Annotated in this window: 7 protein-coding genes; 4 read left to right on the top strand and 3 right to left on the bottom strand. The window is 44.7% G+C overall.

The genetic code is table 11. The annotated features are described in order from the left end of the window. Positions 1 to 13 precede the first annotated feature (13 nt). From GTQ48_RS05570 to GTQ48_RS05560, 3 genes are read right to left on the bottom strand one after another with little or no spacing between them, the layout of a single operon-like run. Entirely contained in the window at positions 14 to 2128 is a 2115-nt protein-coding gene (locus GTQ48_RS05570; protein ID WP_163105554.1) for a transglutaminase TgpA family protein, read from the bottom strand. Further along, positions 2125 to 3285, bottom strand: coding sequence for a DUF58 domain-containing protein (locus GTQ48_RS05565; protein WP_338023289.1), 1161 nt, complete (start codon positions 3283 to 3285; stop codon positions 2125 to 2127). Before GTQ48_RS05565 ends, GTQ48_RS05570 begins: the two co-directional genes overlap by 4 nt. 15 nt (positions 3286 to 3300) lie before the next feature. Then, the gene (locus GTQ48_RS05560; RefSeq protein ID WP_163105553.1) at positions 3301 to 4245 is read right to left on the bottom strand and encodes an AAA family ATPase; all 945 of its coding nucleotides are present in this window, start codon (positions 4243 to 4245) and stop codon (positions 3301 to 3303) included. 284 nt (positions 4246 to 4529) lie between these two features. Between GTQ48_RS05560 and GTQ48_RS05555 the strand changes: the two genes are divergently transcribed. From GTQ48_RS05555 to GTQ48_RS05540, 4 genes are all read left to right on the top strand, one after another. Continuing rightward, positions 4530 to 5414 (top strand): SeqA protein, encoded by an 885-nt coding sequence (locus GTQ48_RS05555; RefSeq protein WP_163105552.1) that lies wholly within the window; start codon positions 4530 to 4532, stop codon positions 5412 to 5414. Positions 5415 to 5442: 28 nt separating this feature from the next. Then, complete coding sequence (gene pgm, locus GTQ48_RS05550; RefSeq protein ID WP_163105551.1) at positions 5443 to 7095, top strand: phosphoglucomutase (alpha-D-glucose-1,6-bisphosphate-dependent); 1653 nt, start codon at positions 5443 to 5445, stop codon at positions 7093 to 7095. 221 nt (positions 7096 to 7316) lie between these two features. Further along, on the top strand, positions 7317 to 9794 hold the full coding sequence (locus tag GTQ48_RS05545) for a glycogen/starch/alpha-glucan phosphorylase (RefSeq protein WP_163105550.1): 2478 nt from the start codon (positions 7317 to 7319) through the stop codon (positions 9792 to 9794). 450 nt (positions 9795 to 10244) lie between these two features. Next, on the top strand, positions 10245 to 11582 hold the full coding sequence (locus GTQ48_RS05540; protein ID WP_163105549.1) for a putative bifunctional diguanylate cyclase/phosphodiesterase: 1338 nt from the start codon (positions 10245 to 10247) through the stop codon (positions 11580 to 11582). Position 11583 lies beyond the last annotated feature (1 nt).

The following is an 11583-nucleotide window of genomic DNA, read 5'->3' as shown; positions in this document are numbered from 1 at the left end:
TTTTGGTCCCAGTTTAGGCATTTTGCTGGCGAATGGATTTTTTCACGGTATCAAAGTGCTTTTTCATCATTGATGTTAAATGTGACTTATCAAGGTTGTCACTTTCAGCACTGTATACGCTTTCATTAAAAAGTGCTGTCATAGAGTGAAGCGACGCTTTCGTGTCGTGTGTTAAATAGCTGTCCACTTGCTCAAGGTATTGCTGAGGAGATAAGTGGTGGCGATTAACGCCTGTGCGCTTTTCAACTAGGGCGAGAGCATTTCTATAAATTCGTTGGTGCTTAGGTAGGTTGGGTTGACGTTTTATTGGAAAAAAGTACACCAACAAAATAACTCCTACAATACTCAAACTACTAAGAAAAACGGCAGTCATCTTTTTCGTGGTAATCTGGCCTAACAGGTCTTCCAGTAAGTCTTTTTGCTTATTGGCATCAAAGCCTAAAATCCATTTGCTCCACTGGTAATCCATTTGTCTCATCCAGTTTTGCAGGGTCATAAAGAGTGCCCCTTCACTGAGGTCACCCAATAAGCCGCTTGTTCTTTTCTCGCCAAAATCGGCTAGCGCTTGCTCTAACCCAAAACTTAATCGCGACGGCGCAACCATGCTTGTTGGGTCGAAACGTTGCCATTTGTCATCGATGAGTGCCTCAACCCAAGCGTGAGCATCGTATTGTCTAACTTGTAGTACGTTGTCATCGAGTTGCTCGCCACCTTGATAGCCGGTAACCATGCGAGCGGGGACGCCTGCAGCGCGAAGCGCAAAGGTCATGGCACTGGCATAGTGAGCGCAAAAGCCCGCTTTTTCTTCAAACAAGAATGTGTCTATGGCGTCAACGGGCATGGCGTTTGGTTCAAGGGTGTAAGTAAATCCTTGTAGTCTAAAGTAGTTCATTATGGCATTTGCTAATTCTGTAGGCGTTGTATGTTGCTGTTTTAATGCCAAGGCCCACGCTCGAGTTTCCTCGTTCGTTGTTGCGGGTAGCAGGCTGTTTAACTGACGCTCGAAATCTCCGGCCGCATTCTCAATCGTGGCACTCGGCACATAGGTAAAGTAAAACGATTTTTTACTCATCAAGGGGGTTGATGATCGCAGTGTGTAGTCAAACTGCGTGTTCACAAAAATCGTGTTTTTTGCGTTATCTGGCTCAGACAACGCTAATGAAAATAACCAATTTTGCTTGGTTGGCTCAACAATCATTTCATATGCGGTGGTACTGGCGGTGTCAGCGGTTAAAATCTGGGTTAAAGGTGGTGTTTTTTGCAATAAAGACAGCTGTCGCTCTGCTTGCTTGCGTCTGTCGCTTATCGACCATGTTTTGCCATTAAAGTCTTCCATAACTAGCGCTCGCCAATAGCGCTGCTGAGGTAATGGGATATCATCATTCGACTGAAACGTGGCTGTAAAGGCAAGGTCTGATGATTTAGCTAAAGATGCAATGTCGCCTGGCGTGACGGTATCAGAAAGACCCGTTTGCTGAGATTTAGACGTGGGCATTTGCCAAAGGGGAGGCAATTGTGGCATCACTAAAAAAAGTAGTGCAGCGATGGGGATGGCTTGAACGACCAAAGTAGCGACAAACTTTGCACTACTGCTAAAGGGCGTAACTGGGCCATGGTAGTAGGCTAGGGCAAGCAGTAAAAATATAAGCACGCCAAGATAGCCCACCCATGCAACCATGCTAAGCGCAGAAATAAATCCGCAGCCAATGAGAAAAAGGCTGGTACAAAAAAGTAGGTGAAAATCTCGCTTACTGTCTAGCAATATAAGTTTGAGTGCAAAGGCCACTGCCAGCAAATTTATCATGCTATTAAGTAACCCGATGGAGAAGCCAAACCAGGTTAGCGCAAAAAGCGATAGCACCGCTAAAAGGTTTATGGTTCGAGAGTGGGGCAGCTGACTGCTTCTCAAAAATACAAGCACTCGCACAACAAGGGCGCACATGCCTAACACTATCACCCACGCCATGAGTTCATCGGTGAGCGTGAACAGCAATACGCCATAGGCAATGGCGAGCATCAGATACGAGGTGGACTTGTGAGATGACATGAGGCTATGAGATGACAGAGGCCTGCTAGTTGAATGCGACGGATTGAAGAATGCTCCCTGGCGTTTAAGAAAAGCTATCATGACCTTGCAGCCTTACTCATCTTTTTAGCCGGGCTAGTCTTTTTAGTATGGCTAACCTCTTGGGCATTATTTCCAGTTCTGTTGATATAAGCATTGTTCTCAAAGGGCGAGCTTGTATTGCGCAAACATGCCAGCGCTGTTAAGCATTGATGAGTGTGTGTCTCACCGCTTGAAGGTTCAATATCGATAGACTGATATTTCAACCCGAAATGATTGCCTTGTTGGCTTTGTTCCAATACTTGAAAGGTAAGCAGACTGATGGCAGTTTCTGTTTCCACGTTTGCATCAACAGACAGCAACTGCTTAAGCTGCAACGGATCTGCAAATTCTTTTACTACCCAGTCGCCACTTTTCGCAACCTGTTTCCATACTACTCTATTTAGAGGTAGGCCTTCTTTGTAGTCGGTTAAACTGTGAAAGTCTGAACTACTTTGAGCAGACGATGCTGTATTGTGTGTGTTTTGCTCTGACTCATCGTTAGAAGCGCTAACCTTGATCACCTCACCTTTAAGGGGCTTAGCATACACCACAACCTCGGCGCTAAAATCGAGGTGAGTCCAGCATTTGTAAAGGCCAAGTGGAAAGTCGCATGCCAGAGTGAGCCGCGGCAGCGTATACACGCCACGGGTTCTGTGTGTAATAGGAATGGGAAGTCGCTGCGTTGTATGTTGAGCGTTGCCGTTGTCTTTCGCACCAAGAATGAATGGATATTGAGTTTTGTGACCAAACCAGCTGGCCACAATATTTCCTCTGCTCTGCTTGCTCAGATTGTCTTTGCCTCCCGACATATCCTGTTGAACAACCGCTAGGTAAAAAGTGCCTGACTGATGACAATGAAAAGGCGCTAACGGCATCGATTTTACCGCTAATCGCGCAAAATTTTGATGTGTATAGAATAAAGTGAGCAGCATGACACTCAAAAGTATATAGCTAAGAAGAACCATTAAATTGTTTTGGTAATTCGTACCGAGTAAGAATAAACACAGAGACATTATAATAAATGCCCACCCAAAGCCGGTGGGCAGTACAAAAATATTGTTCATTGTTAAACGGTGCTGAGAAGCGGGCGGAATACGCTTGTCTAACCATCGCGTGACTAAGGACAACCAACGGTGGGAAAAACGCTGTTTTACAGTTCGTTTAAATATCGATATCACGACGGCAATGCTCTATTAGGCAGCAAGTGGATCAACACTTTCAAGCAACTGTCTACTCAATACAATTGATGAAGCATTGTCGCCAAAGGTTGCACCCTCATTGTGTTGTGATGATGAAAGACGATGGGCCGTTATCGCTGTAAATACAGCCTGTACATCTTCTGGCGTGGCAAAGGCTTTGTTTGAAATAAACGCCCATGCCTTGGCGCCTTGTAATAACGCGCGGCTAGCTCTAGGTGATAGCGGGTTAGGATAAGTCCCGTTGTTGCGACTTTCATTTACCAACATAAGGATATAATGAATAAGCGCATCACTGGCGTGTATGTTATTCACTTCCTGCTGCATGGTTTTTAAGCGTGTTTCATCAATGATTTGCTCAAGCGGTGTTGTTGAGTTTGTTTGTTTTAGCATTGCCTTTTCTGCATCCCATTGAGGATAGCCAAGGGATATACGCATAAAAAATCTATCGAGCTGCGATTCTGGCAGTGGATAGGTGCCCGACTGCGAACTGGGATTCTGTGTCGCAATAACAAAAAACGGCGATGGCAGCGCGTGAGTTGTCCCATCAATACTCACCTGACGTTCTTCCATTGCTTCTAACAGCGCACTTTGTGTTTTAGGGCTAGCTCTATTGAGTTCATCGGCAAGAACAACTTGACTAAAAATGGGGCCGTGACGAAACGAAAACTGTTTATCGGTGTTGGTTTCACCGCTGTGAAAAATGTTAACCCCGAGCATATCTGAGGGCAGTAGGTCGGAGGTGAATTGAATACGCGAATACTGCAATCCAAACACCTGAGAAAGCGCATGTGATAGCGTGGTTTTCCCCATGCCTGGCAAATCCTCTATCAGCAAGTGTCCGTTTGAAAGCAAGCAGGTCAGAGCCAGTTTTAGTTGGTGTTCTTTGCCGAGAATCTTCTCTCCTAAAGCATGTAAACTCTTTTCAATTTCTGAACGCATAATGTGTCACTATTTGTTGGTTATTATGGGTTATAAGCGCCTGTGCGTTATAAACGCGAAGACATTAATATGTTGTTACGGTTTTCCCTTTATTTCGGCGCATTGAAAGTTTCTTTCATGAGCATAGTAGCAATGTCGTGTATTTGCTTTCTGCTGTGCTTTAATACCAAGGTATATTCTCTGATTACCCAAATGCTTATCAATTAGCGCAAATCAAGTGTCATTTTGTGCTGCGTAGTCAATCTGGGTTGTCTATAATGGTGCATCTAAAAAAGGAAGTAGTTATGAAAAGCATTGAAATAGATGATGATTTATATGCCTTCATCGCCAGTCAAACAAAGCATATTGGTGAAAGTGCATCACAAATTTTAAGACGGTTACTGTTGCCAGAAGACGGCGAGGTAATACATGCCGCAAAAACCGCTTCTGACGCTCCTGATTTAACCGTAGTGTCTACAAGCGATAAACCAGCCGGGGGCGCTTCTACTAATAGTCCAGCCTCCTCTGATAGCTCAGCTTCTAAAGAGGGCGAGTCGCAGCAGACCAACGCTAGTCACTCAGAAGAAAAAACGTCTCCAGTAGCTGCATCGCCCAGCGCAGCGCAAAAAAATAGCGCAGCGCAAAAAAATAGCGCAGCACAAAGCAATATCGCAGCAAAGGCGAAGCATTCGGTAAAAGCCGCAGCCAAGCCCGCTGTTTCAAAAGCACCAGCTTCCAAAGTGACGGCCGTAAAAACGGCTGAAAATAAGCAAGCGAGTTCCACTAGTCAGAACCAAAGTGCTGCTGGGGCGAGTGCGGATGCGTTATCTCACGATAAAAACGATATTTTAGACTTAGTGTCTACAAGTGCATTATCGACATTTACCAAGCGGGTAGATCAGTTTTTGTTCGTTTTAAGTGCAGCGCACAAACTTAATGCAGACAGCTTCGAGCGCGTTGAATCAATTAAAGGCAAAAACCGAACGTATTTTGCAACCAGTAAAGAGGCATTGCTTGAAAACGGAAGCAGCACCAACCCCAAGGCTATACCAGATAGCGCTTATTGGGTGGTGACTAACAACAATACTGCAAAGAAAGTCAGTATGTTGGAACAGGTTTTGCGTCAACTGGGTTATACCCCTGAAGTTATTGCTAGCGTTGTTGCGCGTTTTTCTTCTGAAGGCAAATAATCGACTCTATTTCATAAAGGACTAATTCATGGCACTACATCCTCAAGCTGGACAACCTGCGGCGAAAGAGCAGCTCATAAACGTTGCAGAACTTGTTAGTCAGTACTACAGCTACAAACCCGATATTCGTGATGAGGGGCACGCTGTGTCGTTTGGCACGTCGGGCCACAGAGGTACAGCCTCTAACTGCACGTTCACAGACACTCATATAAGTGCAATTTGCCAAGCGTTGGTGGAGTACAGGCAGCAAGAGGGGATAACAGGGCCGTTGTACATAGGGAAAGATACCCATGCGCTATCGGAACCCGCCATGGTTACCGCAATAGAAGTGCTTTGTGCAAATGGGGTAGACGTTGTTATTCAGCGCAGCGATAACGAAAGCTTAGGCTACACGCCAACACCGGTTATTTCACGAACCATCATTCGTTACAACAGAGAGAATGTGGAGCAAAAAGCAGACGGTATTGTTATTACTCCCTCTCATAATCCACCATCAGACGGTGGATTTAAGTATAACCCTCCACACGGCGGGCCGGCAGATAGCGATGTAACAAAGCAAATTCAAGACAGAGCGAATACCTTTATTGCTGACGGTAATAAAGACGTCAAACGAATTGATATTCTTCAAGCTCGCGAGCGTAAACTCGTGCGTGAAGAAGATTTTATGGAACCCTATATCGACGACCTAGCCAAGGTTATCGATATGGAGGCGATAGCAAAAGCGAATTTAACACTGGGCACCGATCCACTTGGCGGCGCCGGGGTAGGCTATTGGTCGCGTATCAGTGAGAAATACGGTATTACCATTCAGGTCGTCAATGACAACGTAGACCCTCAGTTTGGATTTATGCGCAGAGACAAAGACGGCAAGCTGCGAATGGATTGTTCGTCGGCCTATGCAATGGCGGGGCTTATAGAGCTTAAAGACAACTTTGACCTTGCATGGGGCAACGACCCAGATTTCGACAGACACGGCATTGTGTGCAAAAGCGTTGGGCTGATGAATCCTAACCACTACCTAGCAGTGGCCATCAACTATCTGTACACCTATCGCACCGAGTGGCCAAACACGCTAAAAATTGGTAAAACGCTGGTCTCAAGCAGCATGATAGACCGCGTAGCCAAAAGTCTTGAGAAGCCTCTAGCAGAGATGCCTGTTGGTTTTAAATGGTTTGTAGACGGACTGGCAAATAGCGAAATAGGCTTTGCGGGTGAAGAGAGCGCTGGTGGTATTTTCCTAGAAAGAAATGGCGATACATGGGCTACCGACAAAGACGGCTTTATTTTGTGTCTACTTGCCGCCGAAATTTTAGCGGTAACCGGCAAAGATCCGGGGGAGCATTATATTGCACTGACTGAAAAATTTGCCTCTCCTGTTTATAACCGCGTGGACGTGGCCGCTACGCTAGAGCAAAAACAGAAGCTCTCAGCAATGGATGCCTCTGTGGTGACTAGTGACACATTGGCCGGTGAGCCGATCACAGCCATACAAACTCATGCGCCCGGTAATAATGCGGCGATAGGCGGCGTAAAGGTATCAACTGAAAATGGATGGTTTGCAGCGCGTCCTTCTGGCACAGAGCAAATTTATAAAATTTATGCTGAAAGCTTCAAAGGTGAAACTCACTTACAAGATTTAATTCAAGAGGCAGAGGCGCTAGTCGGTAAAATTATCGGCTAAAGCTTAAAAAGCAAACAGCACATCGCTCATTTTGTAACGATAATGTTAAAAATCGCATGAATGCATACGAATTCATGCGATTTTTCGTTATTTTAACAAAACAATAACAACATAATCGTTTAAGGGTTGTTATATTAATGCAATATTGTTGACGTATGTTGTAATTAAATTACGTTTTAGAGGGTGCATCCGCACCGTTTAACCTAAGAGCGAGACGCTACATGAACGCAAAAGCGGCAAAAACGCCAACCTCTCCAAAGATCGACAAGGCCGAATTCAAGGCTGCTGTTATCAATCATCTTCATTGTTCGTTGGGTACCGACGAAAACAAAGCAAATAGCCATGCTTGGTGGAAAGCCACGTGTGCAGCTATGCAGCAACAAGTACTAGAAGGGCTGCGCAAGACGCAAAAGACCCACTATCTAAACGATACGCGTGCAGTGCACTATTTCTCGGCGGAATTCCTTATGGGTCGCCTATTATCAAATAACCTTCAAAATTTTGGTTTATTTGAAGTGGCTAGTGAAGCGCTCAAAGAGCTTGGTGTAGAAATTTCAGATGTGCTTGAGGAAGAGCCCGACATGGCGCTAGGTAATGGTGGTTTAGGCCGTCTTGCCGCATGTTTCATCGACTCTTTAGCCACTATGGAAATGCCTGCAATTGGCTATGGTATTCATTACGAGCACGGCCTTTTCCGTCAGGAAATAAAAAGCGGTGCGCAAATTGAACGTCCAGACAGCTGGCGCGATTACGGCAACCCTTGGGAAATTTGTCGCCCAGAATCTACGCAGGAAATATCACTTTACGGTTACGTAGAAACCAAATACGGCGAAAACGGACGCGTTGTGAAAGAGTGGCACCCAGGCTCAATTGTTAAAGGTGTGCCGTGGGATATTCCAGTCGTTGGTTACGAAGGTAAAACCGTAAACGTACTGCGTTTGTGGCAGTCTGAAGCATCAGGTTATTTTAACTGGGATGTATTTAACGCCGGTGGCTATGTGGATGCTCAACGTGAAAACGTACAGGCTGAAACCATATCTAAAGTACTGTATCCAAACGATGAGACTGAAGCAGGTAAAGAACTTCGCCTTATTCAGCAGTACTTCTTCTCGTCGTGCTCGTTAAAAGACATTATCCGTCGATATAAGCGTGCTCATGGCGATGATTGGAGCCGTTTTGCAGACCAAGTGGTCATTCAACTAAACGACACCCACCCGGCTATTTCAATTCCTGAATTGATGCGTATTCTTGTAGACCGCGCAGAGCTTAATTGGGATGACGCATGGGCTATCTGCACGAAAGTATTTGCCTACACAAATCACACATTATTACCTGAAGCGCTAGAAAAGTGGCCTGCACGAATGATTGAAAAAATCCTTCCGCGTCACTTAGAAATCATATATGAAATCAACCACCGCTTTATGGCTGAAGTTGATAAGCAGTGGCCTGGCGACAATGCGATGAAAGAAAAGCTTTCTATTATCGAAGAAGGCAGCGAGAAAATGGTAAGAATGGGTAACCTATCAGTTATCGGTTCATTCGCTGTTAACGGTGTGGCTGAAATGCATTCTCGTCTTGTTAAAACAACATTGTTCCCAGAATTTGATGAGCTTTACCCTGGCAAGCTGACAAACGTAACCAACGGAATTACTCCACGCCGTTGGCTAAAAGCGTGTAATCCTGGGCTATCTAAGCTTATTGATAAGAAAATTGGTGAAGATTGGCCAAAAGATCTCGATAAGTTACAGGGCTTAGCAAAGTTTGCTAAAAACAAGACTTTCCAAAAGCAATTCATGAAAGTGAAATTGGAAAATAAAGAGTTATTAGCAGAAGAAATTCGTAAATCTTTGGATATTGAAGTTGATGTTAACGCCATTTTCGATGTGCAAATTAAACGTCTACACGAATATAAGCGTCAGCATCTTGCCCTTATTTATATTATGGCGCTGTATCGCAGAATGCTTGAAAACCCAGATTACGATATGCACCCGCGCGTGTTTATTTTTGGTGCTAAAGCGGCACCGGGTTATAAGCTTGCGAAAGATATTATCTTTGCCATCAATAAGGTTGCAGATAAAATCAATAATGATCCTCGTGTAAACGAAAAGCTTAAAATTGCGTTTTTACCAAACTATCGAGTGTCGCTAGCTGAGAAAATGATCCCTGCAGCAGATGTCTCTGAGCAAATAAGTACTGCTGGTAAAGAAGCGTCTGGTACAGGTAACATGAAGCTGGCGCTTAACGGCGCGGTTACCATTGGTACGCTCGATGGCGCGAACGTTGAAATTGCTGAAGAAGTGGGCGATGACAACATCTTTATCTTTGGTCTTACAGTAGAAGAAGTGAACGAGCGTAAAGCCGCGGGTTACAACCCATACGATTACTACTATAAAGATGCAGAGATTAAAGCGGTGCTTGACTGGTTGGAAACAGATTACTTCACGCCAGGCAAACCCGGAGCGCTTGTTTCCATTAAGCAAAGCTTGCTTGATCATGGCGACCCGTACATGGTGCTAGCAGACTTCAGAGCATACTCTGATGCGCAAATTAAAGTCGATGCCGCATACAGAGACAAAGAGCGCTGGGCTGAAATGGCTATCATCAATACGGCGAAAATGGGTAAATTTACCTCAGATCGCTCAATAAAAGACTATGTTGAGCGCGTATGGAAACTTTCACCGTGTAAGATCGAAAGCTAATCGCAATCTAACTCGCAAAAAAGCCCGAAAATGGTATCGTTTTCGGGCTTTTTATTGGAAATTATTTTTTAAGCGCGTGTTGATCTTTGCTGTACATTTTTGCAGCGGTCTGTGAGCTATTTAGACAAGGCGAATGGTTGAAGGTCTAGCAGGCTAAATCGAAACCATTGAACACAGGATAAAATGCTTCCATTTAGCCCAAAACTCGTACAACAAAGATCAACACGCCCTAGGTAATTCCACTATAGTTAAGCAAAGCGGGCATCGTTTAAACACTTAGCTGGTCGGTTTAACGGTAATAAAAGCGCGAGCAGTGCGTGAATGCTATGCATTTATATAACTGGGTATGCTTTTTTATACGCCTGCGTTATTGCTACATTGGGTTCTGAGTGTTTCTATAGACCTAGTAGTTGTTTTAGTACCTCGTAGCTAAAGAGCGCAAGGAAATACATGAGTCGACCCCACACTTCACTGGCCACCATTCCCAACCGATTTGCATTTATCGATGGTGTATCTAAAGTTGCGTCCCAGTGTTCAGAGCTTTCCCTCATGTTGGTTGATGTAGTGAGATTCTCTGATGTCACTACAAGTTTAGGAATAAACGTAGGCGATGAGTTCCTCCTAGAGATTGCCAATAGAATACAAACACTGTTTGGTAAAGAGGTGGCGCTTGGCCGCATCAGTGGCGATGTGTTTGGTGTTGTATTTCCCAGTGTAAGTAATGAGGCAACGCTTCGCAGTTCATTTGATCATTTGGTAGAGCACTTCAAAGTGCCCATGTACCATGAAGACAATGCCTTTATGGCAGACTTCAATGTAGGCGTAGTGTGTAGCAACGAAACTCACTGGGTAAATAACGTTACTGACAAGCCTAGTTTTGATATTACCGCCTTCGTTTCCCGCGCTGAGGCTGCGTTAAAGCAAGCCAAAGAAAATAAATATGAAAATTACTTCTCCCTTGCTCTAAAAGATAAAACGGATACAGGCAGAAGTTTAGCGTTAAAGGCCGACCTTAAGCGGGCGCTGGCGCAAAATGAGTTAGAGCTTTACTACCAACCCAAAGTGAATTTAGATAATTTGAGTGTTGTTGGCGCCGAATGTTTGCTGAGATGGAACCACCCTCTTGATGGCATACTGTTCCCCGGTCCGCTTATTGAAGCGGCTGAGTCTTACAACATGATGAACGAGTTAGGCTACTGGACACTAGAGCAAGCGTTTAGAACCCTTGCCGAGTTCGATGCTCAGCGTCTTTCACTATCACTATCGGTAAACATATCACCCACCCAGCTTTATGATAATCAGCTTATTCCTACGCTGCATATGCTTAGTCAGTCGTACTCAATTCCCATGACGCGTCTTGAATTAGAGCTGACAGAAGATATTGCTCTGTCAAATTCACTGATGGTGAAAAAGCAGTTAGACGAGCTACGATGCCTTGGTATCTCAATATCGGTGGATGATTTTGGTAAAGGCTATTCCAACCTTGCTTACATACGCGACCTGCAGCTCGATGCGCTTAAAATAGATAAGGCGTTTGTGATGGAGTTAGAAAGTGGCGATATAAACAGAGCCATTATCGAAGCGGTTAAGATTATTGGTGTGGCAAAAGGCTGTAGCGTAGTGGCAGAAGGTGTTGAAACTGTTGAGCAGCTGCATATCTTAAGAGAAATCGGCATTAGTGAAGGGCAGGGGTACTTGTTCTCTAAAGCCGTGCCTTTTGAAGACTTTGTATCTTTGGCGCAACAAGAAATTATTATCGGCAGTTCTCCCACCCGCAAACAGGCGTAGC

It is taken from the genome of Alteromonas genovensis (assembly GCF_010500895.1).
In the GTDB taxonomy this organism is placed as follows: domain Bacteria; phylum Pseudomonadota; class Gammaproteobacteria; order Enterobacterales; family Alteromonadaceae; genus Alteromonas; species Alteromonas genovensis.
The sequence above is the reverse complement of the archived record's forward strand: the minus strand, read 5'-3'. Positions and strand labels throughout refer to the sequence as shown.